This is a genomic window from Collinsella sp. AM16-21 (genome assembly GCF_003471905.1).
In the GTDB taxonomy this organism is placed as follows: Bacteria; Actinomycetota; Coriobacteriia; order Coriobacteriales; family Coriobacteriaceae; genus Collinsella.
The window spans coordinates 49,726-72,416 of sequence record NZ_QRKJ01000003.1 but is presented as its reverse complement, the minus strand read 5'-3'; the positions used below and the strand labels follow the sequence as shown (position 1 = coordinate 72,416).

Genomic DNA, 22,691 nt, shown 5'->3' with positions numbered 1-22,691 from the left:
GGGGCGGCAACCGGGTGGTTGCCGCCCCCTTTGCGAAGCCAGTTGGCTTCGGAACTAGTGGTCGATGCCGTTGAGGTTCACCCTCGTGAGCGTATAGGTCACATAGTCGGGCGATTGAGGCGTTGCGCTCGCCACGTCACCCTTAACCAGGCTCGCTGTCATCACCAAGCGATAGTTCGCGTGGAACTGCTCACGCTGTTCAACCTGCGTGTTGACCTTAACGGTAAAGGGCAGGCTAAACGTCGTATTACCGTTCTTCGTTTTGAACTTGCCGTTCTCCTTCGAGTCAGTGAAGGTGATCGTGCTACCGGAGGGAGCGACCGCGGCAAGCTTACTCTCCGTCACTGTTACGTAGTTTGAGATATCATCCGTTACGCTCTCATACGTGCCGTCGGTTCCGCGGCGCTGAAGCGAGAGCGTGTACACAACAGAGTCTGCGTTCGCAATTGCCTCGGCGGCGTTGCTGAGTCCACCCAGTTCATACGTGGCACCCAGACCAATCGTGCCATTCGCGATCGGACGCAGGTCGTCCACGTTAATGCCAAGCTGCGACTTATCTGGCGCAGAAAGCGTAATGGTCGTATCACCCGTGTCCATGCGATAGTATCCGACGTTACCGCGCTTCGTCTGCGTCAGGCTCGAGGTATTAAGGCCTTCCTTACGCGTCGAAAGCTTGGCGGTATAGGACATCTTGGTACAGGCGTCCTCGCCAGACTGCTTGGACAGGGAGATAACCTTGTTGCAGCCGTCCGGCGTAAGGCGAATCTCTTCCACTACCGTACGCACGGTAAAGGATCCGCCCGCTGCACGCTTGCGGATTCCGGCAAGGTCATGGTCGAGCGTGAGCCTCAGTGAGTCATCACCCGTATCCGTCACAATCTGTGTAAACGCAGGCGTCGAAGCGTCATACGGCTCCCAATCGCTGCCACTCCACCTGTAGTTCTGATTGCCGATGGCAACATAGAACTTCGCAATTGCCGAAGTTCCGCTCGGGAAACTGCTTACTCCCATTAGGTTGTTGTTGGCGCCATAGCGACACAGCGATGTATCGAGCTGATAGAACAGATGGTCGCTCTCTGTATAGTATTGGCTCGGGCTAAACGTAACCGTATCCATGACATCGAGAGAAAGAACGTAGGCGGCACCGTCCTCCGACTTCGAAACCGGAATGCACGCCCCATCTTTTTTGTCGACTACATTCTGCTCATAATTGGACAAGATGCTGTATGTCGATGCCGTACTGTTTTGAATATCGTCGCTGCCATCGGTGCGTAAAACATGATGCAGATTCCAAGATATGCGGCCACCCGAAGAATTCGAGTCAATAGACGAAGCCGTAAAACCGTTGATACTAGCTTGCGTCACGCCGTCGCCCGACTTGGGCACGTTGACAACTAGGTAGACGCTCTCCGATGCACGCTTCTCTCTGCCGGTATCCTTCTCCTTGGGTACCTTTAGCGTATAGCGACTGTTGCTGGGAACGTCAGCACCCGCAACCTTAAACAGCGTCCACTTGCCATCGAGTTTCGCTTTAGCGGTCGCCTCTGCCTCGTTATCACACACGGTCCATGTGCCGGCGCCATCCTGCGTGGCCGACACACCCAAGATCTCGCTCAGCCATCGCTCCTGATATGGATTGCCCGCAGAATCCTTAAAGCCGTCGTTTCCGCTCAGGGAAACGCTCGTTGCTCCGCCTTCGCCCACCGTATAGTGATACTCTCTGCCACCGGCCTTGCCATCAACGTTCGCATCGATGAGCGTAAGCTGGGTGCCCTGGGGCAACCTTCCGTCGGCACCATTGAAGAGGATACTCTTGCCGAGCCCCTTCATCGAGCCGCCAGCAGCCATATAGCTGTCCCAGCCAAAGTCGACTTCCTTCCCATTGGCAGAATTGTATGTCCAGGTAAGCAGACCCGTCATCGGCTCGCCAAAGCTCGTAAGCACGTGTGCATCTTTTCCAAGGTTAGCGTAGTCTTTTTCTTTAAATTGAGTGCCGTAATCATACGTTGCAGTGAAATCGATCTCGAGCTTGCGCTTAACGATGATCGGCACCTGAACGTTGTAGCTCTGACCCGCCTCGGTAAAGGTAACGGTCAGGAGCGTAAAGCGACCTTTGCCGTTGTCCCAATCGGAGCTTGGGCTAAACGACATATTGTTCTTGCCATTGTTCACTACGCGAAGCGTGGGATTGTTCGACGCGTCACCGTCTTTAACGAACACACCGTCCTTGAGTTGGAAAACCTCTGCTTTGGCCGTCACGTGCGGATTGGTGCCATTCTCGTTATTCAATCTGCAGGCATCGGAGAAGCCGCCGTTCGTGACGATGTTTAGATAGCTCTTGACCGTCGTGTTGTCGTTGCCAGAGATCACCAAAACGGGGAAATCCGCTGTGGCTTGGTTGCTGCTTGTATCATTATTCGAATTGAACTTACTGGCCACGGATGAGGCATCGTAGCTCGACTTATTTTGATAGGCGCCGTTGTCATTAATGCCGCCGATATTCGTGTAGGTGTAGCGATCGGCAACACCGGTGCCTGCCTCGCTCTGGACGGTCGCCGCGGTGTCGATGGTGGCGCCGTCGCCAAACAGGTAGCGATCGGTGGTGTCGTTGTCGGAGGCACGCGCCGCCAGCGTGCTTACGGGGCTCGTGGTCACATACGGGCTCGCTGCCGTGGTGGCGGTATTGTCCGCGCCGTAGAGCGTGATCCCCTTGTCAGGTGCTTCCAGTGTGTCGTTATAGTCACCAAACGCGATATACGACTTCATGTTTACGGCGGCCGCATTGGTCGTGTAAACCATCGGCGGCAGATCACGCGTGGTCTTGCCGTTGCCGAGCTTTACGTTCACGCCCGCTGCGGAGAGGCTATAGCCGTTTGTGTCAACCTCGCCTAAGAGCACGCCCTGCTTAGAGCCCAATTTGTAGGTATTGCTGTCCATGAGCACGTTTACCAGATGGAACTGGCCGCGTCCGTCGCCCGCAATGCCGCCGTTGGAGGTTCCGCCAAACGTTGTGTTAGATACCTTTGTGTTGGTGACGTTGATGACGTCGGCACCGCTGTTAATCGCGCCAAGTAGACCGCCGCTCCACCTGCCCTTGATCGTGGCGCTCTCAATCGCGATATTGTTGCAGGCTATGTTCACATTGCTGAAGTAGTAGCCGATAAGTCCGCCCGAGCATTGGTCGGTGCCGGCAATGTTGATATTCTCGACGCTACAGTCCTCAAACCAGTACGTGTTGGGGCTGCCACTGCTCGTGACCTCGCCAATCAAGCCGCCCGCATTACGGATGCTATTGTTCGTTCCGGTGGCATCGCCGATGATGGCGCTCTTGGCATCGCCTCCGGCATCAATGCGCACGTTGCTTATAGAAATAACGCCTCTATAGGCGCTTCCGACCACACCGCCGGCGCCCATGTACTTATCGGTGTTCGACCCGGTGGCGAGTACATTTACCCCAGAGATGACTGCCGTGCTCGATGCGACGGCTTCCGTGATGCCAATTTTGGTGTTCACCGATACGTTACTGGAGGTATAACCGAACACGCCGCCCACGTAGGGTGTTGTACCCGTGGCGGTTATGGTCGAGTTTTTGCCAATAGTCTTCTCGTATACCCCTGTGGCCGCGGTTGTCCACACGCCGCACGGCGAGGCGATCGCACCCACATAGCCGCCAACGTACTTCTCGCCCGTGACGCTAAGGCCAGTGTATGAGCAGTCACAGAGATTCGCGGGCGCCTGCGTGCCGGAGCCGAAATTGACCATATAGGTCACGTCGTTATCCGTCCTTCGGCTGGTACGGCCCGAGCTGCCAAGAAGCCCTCCTACGCTCTTTGCGCCCAACACGGTGCAGTTCTTCATCTGTACGTTGCGGTAGACGCCACGCGTGTTGCCGTCGTAGTTGGCCGTTGCGCCCGCCAAAAGGCCGGTGCCGATGAGGTCGTTCGATGCCGGTCCCGAGGCAATGCTACCGTTGGCGTCTTTGTACGTGAGCGATACGTTGCAGTTACTAAAGGTGAGGTCTTTGACCTGAGCGCCGTCATTCGCGGTGACGCTCTGCCCCACATTGGTTGAGGTGAACATCACGGTGCTGAATAGGCCGCCCACGCCCGAGACCTTATAGTCGTCATCGGCATATTCGACGACGCCGTAAGTGGCATCTTTGGTGCCCACCGTGATGGTGGCCCCGTTGCCGTCGATCGTTGCCACGTGCGGCGTGATGCGGTCGCGATCGGTGGACGCCTCGTTCGAGCTGCAAGCATTGGAATAGTAACGGCCGCTGAGACCCACGTATCCCGTGCCGTAGCCAGTCATATCATAGGTGGCATTTTCCTTGAACTCCAGGCTCATGCCGATCGATTTCGACGCGCACACGTAGCCCGTTTGGTAGTCGGCAGCGTAGGACGCCACCAGGTAGGGCGAATTTACATCGTCATCATGGTTGAGCGGGCCGTGCCACCCCTGTTTGCCCGGGGCCTTCTGGTCATCGTTTTTGGCGGTTTCGAAATCGCCGGAAGCGCTCGCAGGCTTGCCCACGCAGTCGTAGCTGGCATTTCGCACCTTACCATATTCCTTGTTGCCAAACAGGTAGCCGTTTATCGCCGGGTCCTGCTTATCGCTGCCCCAGTACGCCTTGGAGCCGCGGAACACGCCATAATTAGCGTAGTCAGTATGTGCCGCTCCAGCACCCGCACCCGAGCTAATGATGGCCGAGAGCACCAAAAGGCCCTGGGCGTTTTCCACCGTGGTCACGGGTGCCTCGGCATCAGTGCCGATATACTTGTTGTCGGTGCCCGTGGTAGTGACGCAGGCAGCTCCCTTGTTTGTGAGCTCGTTGATCTTGTAGTTAGCGTTACCGTTTTCGACTTTGCAGCCCTCGCTAAAGGCATAGCCATCAATCACACGACCAACGTAGGGATTGTCGTACTGCCGGAAGTTGCCCGTTCCAAGACCCTGAGACTTGTCGCTGGTTCCAGCGCGCCAAGACGTCCCTGACATATTGCGGAAGATCACACCGCCGCCCGCAATGGCACCAACGTAACCGCCGATGGGAACAAGATGTGGCTTAGTTCCGCCACCAGCAACCGTAAAGCCGGTTGTGGAGTTATCGGGCGTTGTCCCATTCACGGCCACACCGTCGATAATGTTATCGCCGCCAAGGATGCAGCCGATAACGCCACCGAAGAACGACGTCGGAACACCGTCGGCATCCTTGGCAGAATAAGTAATAGTCGCCGACGCGTTCACATAGCGAATATTCAGATCGCGCACCACGCTGCCGTAACTATAGGGAATAAGGCCGCGAAGCGAACCCTCGTTATTCTCTATCTTGATGGTTGCCTTTTTATCACCTTTAGGGTTGCCAACGATGACGCCACGGAACGGGTTGGCTTTGTTGCCAAAACCGCCAAACGATGCGCCGTCAAGGGTGATCGTATTACCCCCGGTAGGTTCAATACTGTAGTACGCGCTTTGGATATAGCGGTGCATCATCTCGTCGGAAAGTGTGGCCGAAGGATCAGTGGTGTCGCCGGTCTTCTTTTCCCACTTCTTCCCAGTGTCTTTCGCCTGCTTATAGACGTACGTAACCTCATTGTCGGTTTTATTGTCGCTGCGGCGAGTACAGAGCGTACTCTGGTTGACGGCAATGGTGACCTCCCAACCGTCGAGCGCAGTTTGGTTGTTGATGTAGTTGGCGATGGCGTTCATCTCAGTCGCGTCCTTAACGGCATACGGATCGCCATATGTGCCGCATCCCTCTACCAGCTTTGGAATGCGCTGGTTGACTTTAATTTCATGATATTGGACGCCGCTCTCGGTGGCCTTTCCCTTATAAACATAAGGAAGATAGCCACCAAACCAAGGCCTGACGTCACCGTCCTTCTTACCATCAACCGTCACATAGCCGCTCACGGCACCATACGTCGCTTCGTCGTAATACCAAAGCTGCTTGCCCGGGTACTCCGTACTCCCATCAATCTCAGATCCGTATGTCACCTTGCCTGCATCGGCATCGGCATCGGCCTTAGTAAAGGTGTAGTCCGCAGAGCCCGTGCTCGTGCTTCCGTAGCCAAAACTCTCCAGCAGGCTCGCATGGGTGAAGATCGTTTTGTTCTTTTGGCTGGGCAAGCTGATTTGCTCAAACTTTGCCGTCACCTGATCGGCCTCACTGCCTACACCAAGCTTTCCGAACAGCGACGTAGCCGCCTTGGTGTCACTCGTGTACCCAGTAGTCTTGATATTCTTCGCGTTCAGGCTCACGTACTTCTGCATCTCGTTGATGAGCAGAGGCATATAGGCGTTAGCATCCGTGGCGCTGTTGGCGCCGTCGACAATCAGATTGTTGAGCGTAAGACCATCAATTGAGATCTTTCTAATCTTGGTGCCATTGCCGTCGCTGGACCCATACACGCAGCGGCACACGAGCGCGCCCGAAGAGCTTCCGCTTGCTCCATCAGTGTCTTCAGAGCTCTTTCCGTCATTAATAACGGGCCCAACAGTACCACGCAAAGTGACGTTTTTTACTGTGAGATCGCCGTTTGCCACCGTTCGAAAAAGACCGCAGTGCATGTTCTCGTGCTGGGTAGCATCGGAATTTAGCTTGTTGCCATTCTGCTCGGCCTTGATCTTGGAGTAACAGAAGGTAATGGTCGCATTCTCAACCGTCACCTCTCCGCTCGGCTGAGTGGGATAATAGCTGTAGCCGGCCAAATCGATTGTACCCGTTATGGTTATGGAATCATCGAGCCCTGTCGTGCCATTGGGAACGATTGTCGAACGAATACCTTCGGGAGCATAACGGTAAGCAGACCATAAGAGCAGCTTTTCCGCTGTATCGATTTGACTGCCACTAAAGCCGCCTTCACAATTCTTAGAGGCTATGTCGAGGTTGTAGAAGTAGCGGGTATTGCCGTTCGTATTCTGGCTTCGACCGAAAGACGAGCGATTATGGTAGCTGTTGTCTTTTGTGGCATCGCCGTCCATGTCCAGCTTGTTTTTCTGTGTGTGTAGCGAAACGACCGTGTTCCAGTCGGCGTCCATGAGCTTGCTGCCGTTGTTTGGTTTTACACCGCTGCCAACCCATTCATCGAAGGACGTTACGCCCGACGCAACGATGGCCCCCTCGCCGGTGGGCACCCTATAGGCGGTATCCCAATAAGCCCTGTCCTCCAAGTACAGGCCTAGGTAGCTCTCGACGCCATATGTCGTCTTATCATCCACCTTGCAGCCGCGGCAAACTAGAACGCCGAGCGTCTGAGCGGCGCCCGCATTAATGGTTGTGCCCGAGAGATCGATGGCATAGTTGTTGATAATCCAGTGGCCGCTCGCGGCGTATACAAGACCACCGAGTTCCTTGGAATCATCCGCAGTCGCGGTTATAGAAGCGTTGGTCGTTTTCAGAGCATAAGAGTTTTCATTCTTGTTAATGCTCTCATCTCCGATAGTTACGACCGCGTTGCCCCAGCTATAACCCAAGAAACCACCCGTGCCATTGAGCTTATCGCCGTTCCTGCCGACTTTCATTTCGAATGAATTGAACGAAAGGCCCGAAATGTTCACGTACTTATCAGCTGAGTTGGCTATTGTCCCTGCATTGTAGGTACTCTGTGCGATGCAGCCGATAAGACCACCGACTTGGGCAATCTTGCCGCCGGCGCAATCGCCAGTTTCGATTGATCCGGCGACTTCGAGGCCCGCAACATTGAATGACGAGCCATAATCGCCCGCATAACCAATGGCGCCGCCAATGCGACTATTGCCGTTAAGCGTTTTAGTTGCAGCGATGGTCGCTTGAGCCTTGCTGTTATCCTTAAACGCAACCGTAGAAGCCGCCAGCACGCTGCCCGCAATACCGCCAATGTTCACGTCATTGGCAAACGTATCATCGCACGCGATATTCGTTTTGCACGTTACGCCAGACAATGACAGGTTGCCGACGATGGCACACGCAAGCGACCCGGCATCGATAGCCGAACCGTTATCGAACTTCATGGAGCCAGCGATTGTGACGTTGGAGATGGTTGCACCGTTGACGGCCGCGAACAAGCCCAAGCGGCCGTGGCGGTAGATTTTGCCGTTGCCGTTGCTCGTGTTATTGCCGTCGAGCACGTCTTCACCACGCTTGCCGTACGCCTCGCCGACGGCAAGATTGATTGTGCCGCCACCGTTCAACGTTCCCGAGAAAACTTGCGAGCCGTCTGCACGATCCTGCGTGAAACCCGTCAGGCCCGTGCCCTTGAGATCAATAGTGCCGTTCACCGTAATGGTCGAGGACTGCAAGCCGTTAAGGTTGTTTTCGGTAACGCCGTCAACCATCGAGTAGTAGCCGTTGGTTTGCCAGGTAATCGCAAGCTTGGCGAAATCCTCAGCTGTGGTTAGGGCGTAGGCACCGTTAGCTGCCGTCAGCGAATCCGGCAAGGTCAACTTATGAGTGTCCACATCAAGCTTAATGAAGTCGCCGCCCAGACGAACAACTTCACCGTAGGTCGCGATGTCGTCCGTCTTTGAGGCTGAGTTGCTACGCTTGAAGGTCCAGACCGCAGCGCCCTTGTCTCCCAGATCACCATTAGAGCCATTGCCGGCAGCGAAGATCAGCGCGTTGTGGTTCTCGTATACGAGCTGACCCGTCGTGGCGTTCTCGGCAAAACTTGCGCCCGACAGATCCGTGATGCCGCTGAATTTGATTACAGCATTCCACGCGGATCCCGCAATTCCCGCGGCACGGTTGCTTTGCGCCTTACCGATAGGATTGTCGCTTGTAAGTTTGAAATCTCGCACGTCAAGGACATTGCGCGTATCGACAACGCCCACGGCGCCACCGAACTTTCCGGTACCCGTTCGCGCCGAAGCATCTCCCTTGCACGCAACCGTCACGCCGTTGAAGACAACGGCAACGGGCTGCGAGTTAGGATTTGCGCTATCGCCAACATAGCCGACAACGCCGCCTGCGTCGGACAACTTGCTCGCAAGGTCAAACTCAATTGAGCACGTATTCTTATTATCTGCATCCTTTTCAACAACAAAGGCGCGCAAAGCGCCGTCGTCGTCCGTTTTCGTCGCGAACACCTTGCCGACAAGGCCGCCGTAGCTGCCGTTGACACTAACATCTTCTGGTAAGGCGAGTTTGCTCTTATACGTCCCGCCTTGCACCACGATGTCTCCATTAGAGATATCGGCCATGCCAAAAAGAGCGCCGGCGCGCTGCGACGCACCAAGAGTCACAAGGTCGCCCAGGTCGAACATATTGGACGTAACGGCAAATCCTTGCGCAAAGCTCACGTCGCCGATAACGCCACCAGAGCAAGCGCTGTTCTCGTCGCCAATATTTAGAGGACACCCAATCTGCTTATTATCCGCGCCCAGTGTGAGCACGGTCGCTTTACCAATAAAACCGCCGCTGGCAGTTGTGCCCTTGACGGTGAGCGCGTGTAGGTCGAGAGCTTTCGCGACGTTGACCATGGCACCCGTGCTCGAGCCAACGAGTCCTACAACGCCACCGGCGGAGCCGTTCGTAGACTGGACGGTGGCGGTGGGAACGTTTGCCAGAGTGCCAATGCTCAGGGTCGCACCGTCCTTGACTTCGCCTACGAGCAGGCCAGCGTTGCCAGAGCTCGTTTTGACGGCTCCGCCTGAGGTCAGATCGTTGGGGAACGTGACGGACTCAACCGTCAAGCTCCCGCTCTCGACCGTGTTGGCAATCAAGCCAATGTTGCCCGTCGCATTCGCGTTGAGATTCTTTCGAGAATCGGTGAGGCTATAGGTAACGTTCGCAGCAAGGTCGCCCGTCGTCGCACCCAGGAGGGGTGCCGTCAAGGCGGAAGTCGCATCCTTCACATCAACGTTCACGGGTTCCACGATGTCAACCGACGCGATGAGTGTCTTGCTCTCTTCGCCGTTTTCCGCACCGCTGACCTTCGAAGCGACCATCGGTGCGCTATAGCTAGTCGCGCCTACCCACTTTATCCTGACCGTTTTGTTTTGGTCAGACAGCTTGAGGTTATTAAAAACCGTCCGATCAGTCGTAAGCTCGACGGGACTATCAACGTCCCTATAGATCCTGCCTTCAAACGGACATTCATCACTGCCAAGACCCTGGAAAGACATGCCGTTATTAGCCGACTCGGTGAGCTTCGCATCGCCCGTGATGATAACCTTGATCTGCGCATCATAGTAAAGCGAAGCGTCGGCGTTAGACAGGACGGCGAACGCCTCCGACGACTTGACATCGAGGCTTCGGATTCCGCTCTCGTCGTCTTTGCGCACGATGCTTTCCGCGCCGTTCTTCTCGAGCAGCTCGACGAGCTTATTCAAATCCGTGATCGTCGCACCCGCCTGGGCATCAGCGTCCTCCGAAGTCGCATCATCGGCATCTTGCTCGGCGTCGTCAGTGGCGGCATCGTCAGCGGCATCGTCGTCTTCCGTCTGGTCGCCCGTGGAATCGGAACCCGTAGCGCTATCGGTGGTATCGCCTGCTGCAGCGTCATCCTTCGCCGCGTCATCCCCAGCACTGTCGCTGTCGGCGCCGGTATCACTCGACCCAGACCCGATCGTGACATCGCCGTTGGTCTCGCCGCCCTCGGCAGTATCCAACGCCTTCGCAGATGCGGCAGCAATCTCGTTCGAGATGTTCTGCCAGCCTGCCGCCACAGCAACCACCGTGGGCGAGCATGCTTGGAGCACCATGACCACCGTCATGAACTCTGCGAGTATGCGCTTTGCCGTTCTCATCGATTCCGTACCTCTTATCCTAAAAACTCTGCTTCCAGAGTTATTGAGTCTCCGTCGTGCCCGTCAGGGTAGTTCCACTCACGTTAATGCCCAGGTCACCCCAGCCACCGGGCGTTTTGCCGTCCGCTCGGTAAAAGTTGACGACCATCGAACCCGGCTCCATGGTGAACGTAGCCTTGCGAGCTGCAGCATCCACCGTCGCGCCATGGTTGATCTCAAAGAACGGGTCGATCTCCACGTTCTCCCCCCACCTAAGTTCGACGTTTGCCGGTGCGCCCGTAACCGTCACGCGGTAGTTGTACGCAGCGTAATCAGCAAACTTGCCAGCCTCATCGACCAGCGCGCCCTCGACCGCCGCGGTCTTGACCTCGGCCTTCTTTGACGGCACGACTTTCGCCGCCAGACAGGTGAGCTCGGTGCCGGGGCTCTCCTTCGAAACAACCATGGCCTTAATCACAAAGTAGGCATGTCCCAACTTGTCCTCAGGGAACGTCACGGTGTAGTCGTGCTTGGTGGGCTGATTCTCCGGAAGCTTGACGTTGCCGGCGGGTTGGGGCGCATAACTCCACGTGGTGCCATCGAGCCCACACCCCTCGACCGTTAAGGTATACGTCACGTTTTTATCGTTGCAGAAGTTGCTGTTGCTCAGCAAATAGTTATAGATGCTAAAGGTGAAGCTGCACTGCTTGTTGTTGGGATATACCGTAACGGAGCGCTGGGCGCGGGCAAGCTCGGCATCGCCGGGCGCGCTCATGTAGCCCGTGAGCAGGTCGCTCGCAAACAGGCTCTGAGCGGTGCCTGTCGCGGCGACGGACTTAAGAAATCCGTTGGCGATGTAGGCGGAATAGGTAAAGTAGCCACCCGCCACGAGCGCCACGGCACAAACAAGTGCGATTGCTGCCACAACCAGCTTATTCTTGACTAGGCTTTTGCTTTTTGCCAGCTGCTCGCACTCGGCATCCTGCTGATTCTCTTGCTTCTCCATGTGCGCCCCCTCTCCTACTTACCGCTCGTGTTGCGCGCTATCAGGTAGATCACGTCGGTCTCTTTGGTGCTCTCGTCCCACGAAAGCTTGATGATAAAGTTGAGTGTGTCATTGCCAGTCGAGCCGTCGAGCGTCTTGGCGTTGAGTTCGCTTTTGCCGAATTTCTTGTATCGGTAGAGCGGGCGCGCGTTGCGCTGGACGTTTTGATAGTCCTTGAATGTAGGGTCGCTTGTGCCCTCGCCCGGCACGGCTGCCAGGCCGTCGCCCGGGTCGTTAATGGGCGTGAAGCTCTTCAGCAGATCCGTTCCAGACATTTTCCAGCTATAGGGCTTGCCGCCCGCAGTGCCGCTCACGTCGGGAGTATCACCTAGGCCCGGATTCTCGGCTTTATACAGCTCGATAGTGAGACCTTTAATGTTGGTCGTATTCGCAAGCTGCAGCTCAAACCCGTCGCCGCCCGTCTGCACGCAAAACGGGCGCTTGAGCGTCACCGTGCTGCCAGTCTTGGTATCGCCGTATTCGGGGTTGTAGCTCAGGTCGATCTGCTCGGCTGCCGTAGCGTTGGGGCCCAGCACCTTGAGCTCTGCCGGCTCCTTGATCTTGCCGACGGTGGAGCCGCGATTGGCATCGACGAACCATCCGAGCGTCAATCCCAGCAACACGAGAAGCACGGCCACCAGACCCACGATGGCCAGGGATTCGCGACGGTGGTCGCTCACCCAAGCCTTGATGCGCTCGATGCGGCCAGCCGGACGCGCTTCGCCGTGCGAGCCGAACCCGTTGCCGCCGGGGTTTGCCGCTCCTTCGTTGTGTTTGATATCGCCCTGCTCGCGGGCATTAAGCTGCTCGTCCATTTATTTATCCGCCTCCTTGGCGGTGAAGCGCACGCGAATGTACTTGACGTTCTTGCCGATAATCTCGTCGGCGTTGTTGTAATAATTGGCGCAGGTCTCCACATCCGCAGAGGACATGCCGGCTCCGACAGGCGGAACCGCGCTAGGCGCCTGACCTGGCACGCTCGTGCTATCGGCGCGGAAATAGCGCGCGTGGTTATTGTTGATGTCGCCGACGAGGGTTGTGTATCCCCCCTCGTCGCCTGTGTTAGCGAAAAGGTTGCCACCGTAGCCGGCGTTGCCCGTGTGAACATAGCTCTTGAACTGCTCCGGCCAAATCCAGTAGAGGGTTTTGGTGACGGTTTCGGTCGTGCTATTTGAGTCCGCAGCGTAAAAGCTCGACTTTGGGATGGTAAAGCTCTGCGTAATGACGGTGACGCTGGCCCCGTCCTGGGTCACCGTGGTGGTCGTAGGGACCAGCGGATTCGAGTAAAAGCCAGAGGCGTCTTTGCCCTGAAAAACCAGGATATGACCGCGCACCAAATCTTTAAGCGAGTTGATGATCTCTTCGTTTTTCGATGCATCCGCAGCAGTGCCGCCCGTGCCCGCAACGCTCGTCTGAACAGAAATTTCCCAGGTCATCTCCACCGTGATATCGTGCAGGTCATTGCAGAGCGGCCTGACGTTGAGCTGGAGCTGGCCGGCCGACCCCGGAGAGAGACCGCCATCGGCGCTCATGTTATTGAGGTTGAAAAGATTGTTCACGGCAAGGCTTGTACTGTCCGACGCGTAGTTGTCCTGAGTGTCGTACTTACCCGCCGTGCCGCCCTGCGTTCCCGAGAGCACAAACCGCGGGCCCTTCGCCGCGATCGTGCTCCCCGTGGCACTCACTCGGTTATTCGCGGCAAACCAGGCCAGGCATGCAAAGATGGCAACGATGGCGGCCAGCACAAACAGACCGCTCACCAGGAAATCCTTCCAGAAATCCTTGAGGGTCCGCGCGTGCTCGTCGGCAGCTTGGCGGTACTCGGCCGCCGTCTTGTGCTGCTGGAGCTCGCTATGTCGGTCCATGCCACTCATCGCTTGCGTTTGCCCTGCTAGCGGGCGTGCCATCCTTTCCGCTTGGTCGCGATCAATCCGTTGCTCGTAGGCATAGAATTCAGGCAGAATACAACACCATACGATAAGGTAAAAGAATAGCATTGACCTGCGGTTTGCTCCACAGCGCAAGCCTTAATGATGTCTTAAAGATTACGAATAGCAGCTTCTTCCATATGCCAAGGACATGGTGCAAACAAACCTGACCACTTGCACCAATCCGCAGCACCGGGCAGCGGGCACACGGCGTGCCGCCCCTTAACACCCCAACGCGCGCACGGGTATCGCGTAGATACCGTCCTCGACCTCGCGGGCGTACTCACCCACCCCCACAATCACGGCCATAAACTCCGGTTCGCGTGTGCGTGAACGAGGATTTCCACAGACCTTCTTGCGAACGCGCTTGAGGCTCTCGACGCCGGCGCTCGCTTTATCTTCACTCACCTTAATCTCAAAGGCGGCCCACCGTCCGTCGGCTAGCTGCACGATAGCATCGCACTCAAGGCCCGAATCGTCGCGATAATAGCGCACGGGCGTGCTATCCAGCAGGTCGAGCGAACGTGCGTAGACCGAAAGGTCGCGTATGACCAAATTCTCAAACACCAGACCAAATGTCTGCCAGTCGGCAAGCAGCGCCTGCAAGGACATACCTAGCAAGGCGCAAGCAAGGCTCGGATCTGCCAGATAGCGCTTGGGCTTGACGGTAAAGCGTCGTTTGTCGCGCGCGGCGGGAACCCAACCGGGGACCTCCTCGAGAATGAACATGCCTTTGAGGGCATCCAGGTACCTACGCACCTTGGTCTCGTCGGCAAACGCTGCGGGCTCCTCCTCGGCACCGAACATATCCATAAGAATCGTTTTATACGTGGTTGCCTGTCCCAGATTGCGCGCGATCGATGCAGAGACTCGACGAGCAATATCGGGGTCGAGACCGACCGCCGGAAAGCTGCTCGAAAACGTGGTGTTGAGATATTCGCGGGCGATGAGCTGGGCGTCAGCCGAAACCATATCGATCGCCTCGGGCCAGCCGCCGCGGCAAGCGGCTTCGACAAGCCCCGGTGTATCGCCATTGCACCGACAGGGCTCAAAACGATGCTCAAACAAGCCCGCCAGGCTCACCTTGCCGTTGGACTCGCCTGTCTCGGCAAGCGTCATGGGGTGCATGCGGACGCGGCCGATGCGGCCGGCTCCACTATGCGCGGGCGCCTCCGCCTTTGAGCCAAACGCAGGCGTGGCGGAACCCGTGAGGATATAGGCGCCGCGCGTACCCCGGGTGCGGTCAACCTCGTGTCTAACGTAGTCCCAAATTTGGGGAACGCGCTGCCACTCATCGATAATATGCGGACGGTCTCCCAGCAACATCATCGCCGGGTCGGCACGCGCGAGGTCGAGATTCTCGTCGACATACGAGACGGACGCCCCATGCTCAAGCGCGGCCCACGTCTTGCCACACCACTTGGTGCCTGCAATCTCGACCGCGCCAAAGACGTGAAGGTAGCGCTCGATTTGCGCATCCACGATACGTGGGATGTATCCGTCCCGATGTAGCCTCTCACCTGCCATGAGCCACCCCCGCAGATTTCCAGGTCCTGCTTTCTGATTCTTCTATTCCACTGTAGCAAATTCGGATTTTCGGGTAGTTGCGATTCGGATTTTCGTGTTCATATAGTTCGGATTTTCATGTTCTAAGGATTCGGATTTTCAGGTGCTCAAGATTCGGATTTTCTGAACCCGCTGATCAGGGACACTCTATTGGCAAAAAGGCGGGGAGCACCGATACGGCACTCCCCGCCCACTCAATACGCGATAGCTTTCTTGCTTAGAGCTCGTTGGCCGCGTGATACGCCGTGCGAATGGCGCTCGCAATATCGGCGGTACGCTCGCCCGAGCAGTCGCCCACGCAGGTCACGGGCACCGTCACGCCGTCCAGGTCAAATGCGTTGGCCTTGGAACCCACGGCCATCACCACGTAATCGCAGGCGATCTTCACTGGCTCCTCGGCGCCGTCCTCGGTGGTGCGAATGGCCTCCACGCCCTCGTCGGTAATGGCGGTCAGGCGGGTCTTCACGTGCTGCTCCACGTTGTGCTCGGCAAAGTCGCTCATAATCAGCGGCAGAATGGTCTCGGACTCGCCCGCGGCAATCTTGTCGAGCATCTCCACGATCGCCACCTCGCAGCCGTGCTGCAGCAGGTACTCGGCAGTCTCGGTGCCCACCAGGCCACCGCCAATGACGGCAACGCGGCCCGTAAGCTCCACCTTACCGGCAAGCACGTCCCAGCTCGAGACGACCTTGTCCGAATCGGCACCCGGAACGGGGATGACCACGTCGTGCGCGCCCACAGCCGCAATCGCGGCGTCGGCGGCGTTGAGGTCCTCAGCGGTAGTAGCATGGTTGAGCTCAACCTTCACGCCCAGGCCGGGCAGAATCTTCTCGTAATACTCGACCGAGCGCATGATCTCGTCCTTGCGCGGAGGCGCGGCCGCCAGCACGATCTGGCCGCCCAGATGATCGCTCGCCTCGTAGACGGTCACGTCGTAGCCGCGCTTGGCCGCCACGCGCGCGGCCTCCAGGCCGGCAATACCGCCGCCCACCACGGCGATCTTCTTGTCGCCCTCGCCCGGCTTGATGGCTATGGTCGCCTCGTCACCGTTCTCGGCATTAAGCACGCACGAGATGTACTTGCGGTTTTGAATTGCGTCGACGCAGCCCTTGTTGCAGTTGAGGCACTCGCGAATGGGCTCGCCCGTGGCGGCCTTCAGCGCAATGTCGGGGTCGCACATGAGCGAGCGGCCATAGGCAATGATGTCGGCGGCGCCGTCTTCCAGAATCTTCTCGCCGGCCTCGACCGAGACAACACGGCCCACGGTTGCCACCGGCACGGAGACCAGGGCCTTGACGCGCTCGGCCACGGGCAGCGTCCAGTTGTAGGGCATGGCGCCCATGGGCGGAATGGTGTCACCCATGTTGCCGGTGTGGTTTGCCTGCGCGACCTGGATCATATCGATGCCCGCGCCCTCGAGCAGCTTGGCGAACTCGCAGGCCTCGTCGGGCTGCAGGCCGCCCTTGCCGCGCGGCGTGCCGTCGGGGTTCTCCATAATCACGGGGAGCTTGTACTCCACCATCAGCTGCGGCGCGGCCTCCTTAATGGCGGCGACAACCTCCAGCGCGTAGCGAACGCGGTTCTCGAACGAGCCACCGTACTCGTCGGTGCGCTTGTTGAGGATTGCCGAGCACAGCGAACCCACCAGACGGTCGCCGTGGACCTCGATGGCGTCGATGCCGGCCTGCTGCGCACGGGCAGCCGAGGCAGCGATGGCCTCCTTGATCTGGGTGAGCTGCTCCTCGCTCGCCTCGTTCACAAAGTGCTGCATGTCGTGGTGCAGCTTGGCGTAGGCCTGATTGCGGATCTCGTTGGACTCGGCCATCTTGGCGGCAAAGGTCTCCTCGTCGCCGGCGGCCTTAGCCTCCTGCGCGGCCTTGGCGGCAGCCATGGAACCCATGACCATGCGGCCGACACCGGGCACGTCGTACTCGGGGTGGAACAGCTGCAGCGCAACCCTGGCGCCGTGCTTGTGGACGGCGTCGGCCAGCGCCTTAAACGTGGGAATCTGAGCGTCGGTCGCCAGCTTGGGCGTGGGGCTTGCGGTCATAACGGGAGCGACGTCGCCGATGACGATGTAGCTCACGCCGCCACGGGCCAGGCGCTCGTAAAAAGCCAGGCTGCGCTCGCCAATGGAGCCGTCGCGCTCCTCGTAGCCGGTGGTCAGCGGCGGGAACATAATGCGGTTCTTGAGCTCAAGGGGGCCAACCGTAATGGGCTGGAGCAGCTTGGATGCAGGTGCGGTCATGGATATTCCTCTCTTGTAGGCGCGGCGGCGATGTTGCCGCGTAGTTGTCTAGAGGATATGGCATGGGAATACAGCGGCGCAACGGAAATCGGCGGACAGCAGGTAGCGGCAGGTGGATGGGGCGGGGCGGCCCGTCGGTCTGTCTCAATCTGCAACAGTTACTCAGCAAAACCGGGATCTACCTGTTACAGATCGAGACATTCCTCTCAACCCATCCTCAACAATCTAGATCTGTAACAGCTAGGCCCACTTTTGGGCCCCAGATGTTACAGATCGAGACAAACCAAAACCGTCCCGGCGGAAAATCTCAATCTGTAACAACAACTCGGCAAAATCCGTCCCTCGTGTTACAGATTTAGACAAACGTGACCCAACTCACCGGTATATCTCGATCTGTAACACCTAGCCGCCCAAATCGGGTCTAGATGTTACGGATTGAGATCTTGTTTGAGAGGCCGAGAATTGGACCGAAAACACGGTCCCGAAATAACAAAAAAGCTCGCCGGCTAGGCCGACGAGCTGTAAGTTCTTGGTCGCGGGGGCAGGATTTGAACCTACGACCTCCGGGTTATGAGCCCGGCGAGCTACCAGACTGCTCCACCCCGCAATGTCTGGGCGCCTCATGTGCGCAAGAAAGAATATTACGTGGGAGTTCGGTAAACGGCAAGGAAAATCTCGTAGAGCATAATTCCTTCATATTTAAACCCCTCAGCCCCTATCACCGTATACGAATCGCAGCCGAGCGCCGCCGACGGCACGTATACAATGGTGCGCGTCCTTTTACGCCGACACCGGGAGTAGACATGCTGCTCGCTATCGATATGGGAAACACGCAGACGGCCATGGGCCTGTTTGACGGAAACGAGCTGGTGCAGTCGTGGCGCATGCCCACCGACCGCTCCTATACCGCCGACGAGATCCATGTGCGCCTGATGGGCTTCTTTAAGATGTACGACCTCTCGCTCGACACGGTCGACGCGATCGCCTTTGCCGGCGTGGTGCCGCAGCTCTCGCGCGAGTGGCACACTGTGGCCGACCGCATCGCGGCAGACGCCATCGTTATCGGGCCGCAGACTGCCACCGTGACCAAGCTGCGTGCGGCGCGTCCCCAGGCCGTAGGTGCCGATCGCATCGCCAACGCCGTTGCGGCCGAAACTTTCTACGGCGCCCCGGCGATCGTGGTGGACTTTGGCACCGCGACCAATATCGACGTCATCGATGAGGACGGTTATTACATTGGCGGAGCGATCGCGCCGGGCATCCGCATCTCCATGGACGCGCTTGCCGCCCGTGCCGCCAAGCTCGCCAGCGTTCCGCTCGAGGCACCCGAGCACGCCATCGGCCGCGATACCGAGGAGTGCATCAAGGTCGGCGCCGTGATGGGCGCCGCCGCCATGGCCGAGGGCCTGGTCGCGCGCATGAAGCGCGAGCTGGGACGCGAGGACGCCACCGTTATCGCCACGGGCGGTCTCGCGGGCATCGTCGCCGATTCGACCGATGCCTTCGATGTGGTCGACGGGCAGCTCACCATCAAGGGCATCTGCGAAATCTACCGCCGCATGCAGAAGCTGGGGGTAAAACAGGGGCATAAGTCGAGCACGCCCGATGCCACAGCCCCGCAAACGTTCGCCAAGCCTATTCCTCAAAACTGAAAAATTTTCAATTTTGAGGAATAGAGACTCCTCGAATACGCCCAGCGCAGCGATATCGTGCATGTTTCCTATTCCTCAAAAACGAAAATTTTTCAGTTTTGAGGAATAGGGCGCTGGCAACCCATTCCCCAGATAGGCGAAACCCTCCCCGGCACAGGCCGAAGAGGGCTTCGTTGTCATCGCTATCTTTGAGCGCGGGCGCCTCGCGTTACAGTCCGCGAATCCGTACGGCCTCGGGCGGAAACTCCTGCTCGCCGGCATCGGTCTTGATGGTCGCGCGACCCCAGATGTCCAGGCCCGCAAACACACCGACCGCAAGCGGCAAACCGTTGGGCGACACCGCCGCGACCTGACGACCCAGCAGTGGCACCATATCGAAGTACTCACCCAGCACCGGAGCCAGCGGGCCGGCAGCGCCCTGCGGCGTGTTGGCGGCAACCGCCCAGGCGTCAACGCGGGTCAGCACAGCGGTGGCCAATGCCTCGATCAGCGCTTCGTCAGCCACATCTACACCGAGCTCGCTCAACGCCGAACGCTCAATATCCACCGTCACGGCACCGAACATGCCCGCGGCACCGGCACCGCCGTTGACGGCGACGCGCGCGAACGACGTCTCAAACGCAGGCGCACCGCACACGATATCGCTCGGCCACTGGATACCCACCTTACCGGCAAGGCCCAACCCCGGCGTCGATGCCGTGCCCACAAGCGCGTCCATCATGCCCATCGCGGCCACAAACGGTAGGCCGTGGAAGGCGTGCATATTCACATCCGGACGCACAACCAGCGAAAACGTCAGCGAAGCATCGCCCACACTCCACGCGCACCAGCCCGCGGACACGCCCTCGCGACCCGCGTCACGCGCCGCGTCGAGCTCAGTGCCAGCGACTACAGCGTTCATCTCGATCATCTACATACGCCCCAATTCACCCACGATATGGCCCACGCGGTCCTCGGGCTCCTTGACCTCGACGCCGTTGTAGCGGAAGAACCGCGCCGGGTCGTGCATCAGGTCCTCGAGCGGCACCAGCACAAAGTCGCGCTCGCCGATCAGTGGATGCGGCAGGCGCAGCTTTTTGCCGCCGTGGGTCTCGCCGTCCATCCACAGCAGGTCCAGGTCGATGGTGCGCGGACCGTTGGCCTTGGCCTTTTTGGAGCGGTCGCGGCCCAGCTCGGCCTCGATCTTCATGAGCTCGTCGAGCAGCACCAGCGGCGCCAACTCGGTCTTAATCTCGATGACGGCGTTGGCAAACGCGTCCTGGCGCGTCTCGTAGGCCGGCTCGCTCTCGTAGATCTTGGAGGAGTTGGACACGCAGGTAAGTGGAATCTCGGCGATCATGTCGCGTGCGGCGCGGATGTTGTCGCAGCGATGCCCCAAGTTGGATCCCACGGCCACAAACGCGCGGCGCGGCTGCGGCTTGGCAACCGCCCAGTAGCCGTTCAGGAACTGCGCAAAGCCCGCGGCGTCGTGCACGCGCACGATGTTGGCGCCGGCCTGGATGGCGCCCAGGCACACGCCAAACGTAGCGGCATCGCGCTCGGCGGCCTCGGTCACGCCCGAGACGGCGCCCACAAAGCGCTTGCGCGATACGGCGCACATGAGCGGATAGCCCAGTGACGCCATCTTGGCAGTCTCGCGCTGGATGACGATGTCCTCGTTAGCCGACTTACCAAAGCCCGGGCCAGGATCGATGCAGATGCGGTCGCGCGACACGCCGGCGTGGATGAGCGCGCGGGCCTGGTCGGACAGAAAGCCCATGACGCGGCGCATGATGGGTGCCGAATCGGGCAGGGTGAAGCGGCGGAGCTGCGAGGTGGGCACGTAGGCTTCCTCGCGGCGGGCGCTGCGGCGCATCATGGCGGCCAGGCGGTCATTGGACTCCGATGCGGCCTCGGTGGCCTCGGGCGCGGGCGCGACGGTCTCGGCGGCAGCAGCCTGCTCGGCGGCCGGCGTCTCCTGCTCGCTTGCAGGCTCGGTCGCGGGCTCAGGTTCGCCAAACGGCAACGAGGGCTGCACCACGCCGCCCGGAAGCTTGGTCTCCGGCTTAGGCTCGCCCAGCAACTTGCCGCGACGGCGGCGAGCCGGCTTCTCGGCCTCACGCGCGGCCTCGGCAGCCGCCTCGCGCGCCTTCTCGGCAACAAACGCCGCGGCCGAGGTATCGAGCTGCACCGTCGCGTGCGTACGAGCGGGAGCGGCGACCTCGCCGGCATGCATCACAATGACGCCGCAGGTGCTCGTCTTAACAAACTCGACCATCTTGGAGTCGGTGAAGCCGGTCACGTCGTTGACGATCGAGGCGCCGCAGCGCACGGCCGCCTTAGCAACCGCCACGTGGCGCGTGTCGATCGAGACGATGGCGCCCTCTTTGGCCAGCGCGCGCACCACGGGCAGCACGCGGCGAGCCTCCTCATCGGGATTGACCGGGGTAAATCCGGGGCGCGTGGACTCGCCGCCCACGTCGATGATGTCGGCGCCGGCGTCGAGCATCGCCAGGCCGTACTCGATGGCGGCATCCGGGTCGAAATGCTCCCCGCCATCGCTAAACGAATCGGGCGTCACGTTGAGGACGCCCATGATGCGCGGACGGTCAAAGCTGAGCTCATACTTTCCGCACCGCCATGTCTTGCTATCGTTCGCCATGAACATCCTCCTCAAATGCCCGCGCCGCCGCGCTCGGGCGCAGGCGGCGGGGTCGCTTTGCAATCAGTCTTTCTATTGTATCCGCGCACACGGGCTGGAACGCAAACGCGGCCGCGATGTCGCAAGAAATCAGCAGGTCGGCATTTGCATCCTGATCGGTGGGAGCAAGATTGCAAATGGCCAGCGTATCGCCGGTAAAGTAACGCGTAAGGCCCGCCGCCGGATACACCACGAGCGAGGTCCCGCCCACAATGAGGGCATCGGCCGCGGCGATGGCGGCAACGGCGCCGGTCAGCACGTGCTCGTCGAGCGGCTCCTCGTAGAGCACCACATCGGGCTTGATGCGCCCACCGCACGCAGGACACACGGGTACGCCCGCGGCGTCCTCGTGCTCGCGCGAGCAAATCCACTCGGCGCTATAGACCGCGCCGCACGACCGGCAAATGTTGCGATGGACCGATCCGTGCAGCTCGAACACGCGCTGTGAGCCGGCCATCTGATGCAGGCCGTCGATATTTTGCGTCACCACGGCATTTAGCTTACCGGCGCGCTCCAACTCGGCCAGCTTGGTGTGGCAGCGGTTGGGCTTGGCGCCAAGCGCAATCATCTTGGTGCGGTAGAAGTCGAAGAACTCGGCCGGATGCGCCTCATAAAAGCTATGCGAGAGCATAGTCTCGGGCGGGTAGGCAAACTGCTGGTGATACAGGCCGTCCACGCTGCGGAAATCGGGGATGCCACTTGCCGTGGAAACACCGGCGCCGCCAAAGAAGACCACGCGCTTGTGGGTATTGAACAGCTCCGCCAGCGCGGTGGAGGCCTGCTTGGAATCTGTTATCGCTTGCGTCATGTTTGTCCTCCGTCCACGTTGGTCGGGGCGGCTGCGATTGCGCCGTCGCCCACGGAGCTC

Annotated in this window: 10 protein-coding genes and 1 tRNA gene; 1 reads left to right on the top strand and 10 read right to left on the bottom strand. The window is 58.9% G+C overall.

The window, feature by feature from the left end; all coding sequences use genetic code 11:
- Positions 1-54: 54 nt before the first annotated feature.
- The 7 genes from DW180_RS02710 to DW180_RS02680 all read right to left on the bottom strand — a co-directional run bounded on the left by DW180_RS02710 (position 55) and on the right by DW180_RS02680 (position 18,098).
- On the bottom strand, positions 55-10,725 hold the full coding sequence (locus tag DW180_RS02710) for a hypothetical protein (RefSeq protein ID WP_118237307.1): 10,671 nt from the start codon (positions 10,723-10,725) through the stop codon (positions 55-57).
- Between the two features lie 40 nt (positions 10,726-10,765).
- Positions 10,766-11,710, bottom strand: a complete 945-nt coding sequence (locus DW180_RS02705; protein WP_118237305.1) for a hypothetical protein — start codon at positions 11,708-11,710, stop codon at positions 10,766-10,768.
- Positions 11,711-11,724: 14 nt separating this feature from the next.
- Positions 11,725-12,564, bottom strand: a complete 840-nt coding sequence (locus DW180_RS02700; protein WP_118237303.1) for a hypothetical protein — start codon at positions 12,562-12,564, stop codon at positions 11,725-11,727.
- A complete protein-coding gene (locus DW180_RS02695; protein ID WP_147351769.1) occupies positions 12,565-13,614 on the bottom strand; it encodes a hypothetical protein in 1,050 nt (349 codons plus the stop codon).
- 285 nt (positions 13,615-13,899) lie between these two features.
- A complete protein-coding gene (locus DW180_RS02690; protein WP_118237299.1) occupies positions 13,900-15,204 on the bottom strand; it encodes an ATP-binding protein in 1,305 nt (434 codons plus the stop codon).
- Between the two features lie 256 nt (positions 15,205-15,460).
- The gene (bilR, locus tag DW180_RS02685) at positions 15,461-17,491 is read right to left on the bottom strand and encodes a bilirubin reductase, long form (RefSeq protein ID WP_118237297.1); all 2,031 of its coding nucleotides are present in this window, start codon (positions 17,489-17,491) and stop codon (positions 15,461-15,463) included.
- 530 nt (positions 17,492-18,021) lie between these two features.
- Positions 18,022-18,098: transfer RNA gene (locus tag DW180_RS02680), tRNA-Met, on the bottom strand.
- A 196-nt stretch (positions 18,099-18,294) separates the two neighbouring features.
- On the opposite strand from DW180_RS02680, the gene DW180_RS02675 reads away from it, so the two are divergent.
- Positions 18,295-19,143 (top strand): type III pantothenate kinase, encoded by an 849-nt coding sequence (locus DW180_RS02675; protein WP_118237295.1) that lies wholly within the window; start codon positions 18,295-18,297, stop codon positions 19,141-19,143.
- A 208-nt stretch (positions 19,144-19,351) separates the two neighbouring features.
- Here the strand turns inward: DW180_RS02675 and DW180_RS02670 are convergent, their stop codons facing one another.
- The 3 genes from DW180_RS02670 to DW180_RS02660 are packed head-to-tail and all read right to left on the bottom strand — an operon-like array spanning position 19,352 to position 22,631.
- The gene (locus DW180_RS02670; protein ID WP_118237293.1) at positions 19,352-20,053 is read right to left on the bottom strand and encodes a hypothetical protein; all 702 of its coding nucleotides are present in this window, start codon (positions 20,051-20,053) and stop codon (positions 19,352-19,354) included.
- Positions 20,054-21,784, bottom strand: coding sequence for a 2-amino-4-hydroxy-6-hydroxymethyldihydropteridine diphosphokinase (folK, locus tag DW180_RS02665; protein ID WP_117646166.1), 1,731 nt, complete (start codon positions 21,782-21,784; stop codon positions 20,054-20,056).
- A complete protein-coding gene (locus DW180_RS02660) occupies positions 21,771-22,631 on the bottom strand; it encodes an NAD-dependent protein deacylase (RefSeq protein ID WP_233545157.1) in 861 nt (286 codons plus the stop codon). The genes folK and DW180_RS02660 overlap by 14 nt, the downstream gene beginning before the upstream one ends.
- Positions 22,632-22,691 lie beyond the last annotated feature (60 nt).

Coding starts and splice junctions, on each gene's coding strand:
- DW180_RS02690 (WP_118237299.1), bottom strand. CDS start 15,204: ATGGCAGGTGAGAGGCTACATCGGGACGGATACATCCCACGTATCGTG.
- DW180_RS02695 (WP_147351769.1), bottom strand. CDS start 13,614: ATGGACCGACATAGCGAGCTCCAGCAGCACAAGACGGCGGCCGAGTAC.
- DW180_RS02675 (WP_118237295.1), top strand. CDS start 18,295: ATGCTGCTCGCTATCGATATGGGAAACACGCAGACGGCCATGGGCCTG.
- DW180_RS02705 (WP_118237305.1), bottom strand. CDS start 11,710: ATGGAGAAGCAAGAGAATCAGCAGGATGCCGAGTGCGAGCAGCTGGCA.
- DW180_RS02700 (WP_118237303.1), bottom strand. CDS start 12,564: ATGGACGAGCAGCTTAATGCCCGCGAGCAGGGCGATATCAAACACAAC.
- bilR (WP_118237297.1), bottom strand. CDS start 17,491: ATGACCGCACCTGCATCCAAGCTGCTCCAGCCCATTACGGTTGGCCCC.
- folK (WP_117646166.1), bottom strand. CDS start 21,784: ATGGCGAACGATAGCAAGACATGGCGGTGCGGAAAGTATGAGCTCAGC.
- DW180_RS02710 (WP_118237307.1), bottom strand. CDS start 10,725: ATGAGAACGGCAAAGCGCATACTCGCAGAGTTCATGACGGTGGTCATG.
- DW180_RS02670 (WP_118237293.1), bottom strand. CDS start 20,053: ATGATCGAGATGAACGCTGTAGTCGCTGGCACTGAGCTCGACGCGGCG.
- DW180_RS02660 (WP_233545157.1), bottom strand. CDS start 22,631: ATGACGCAAGCGATAACAGATTCCAAGCAGGCCTCCACCGCGCTGGCG.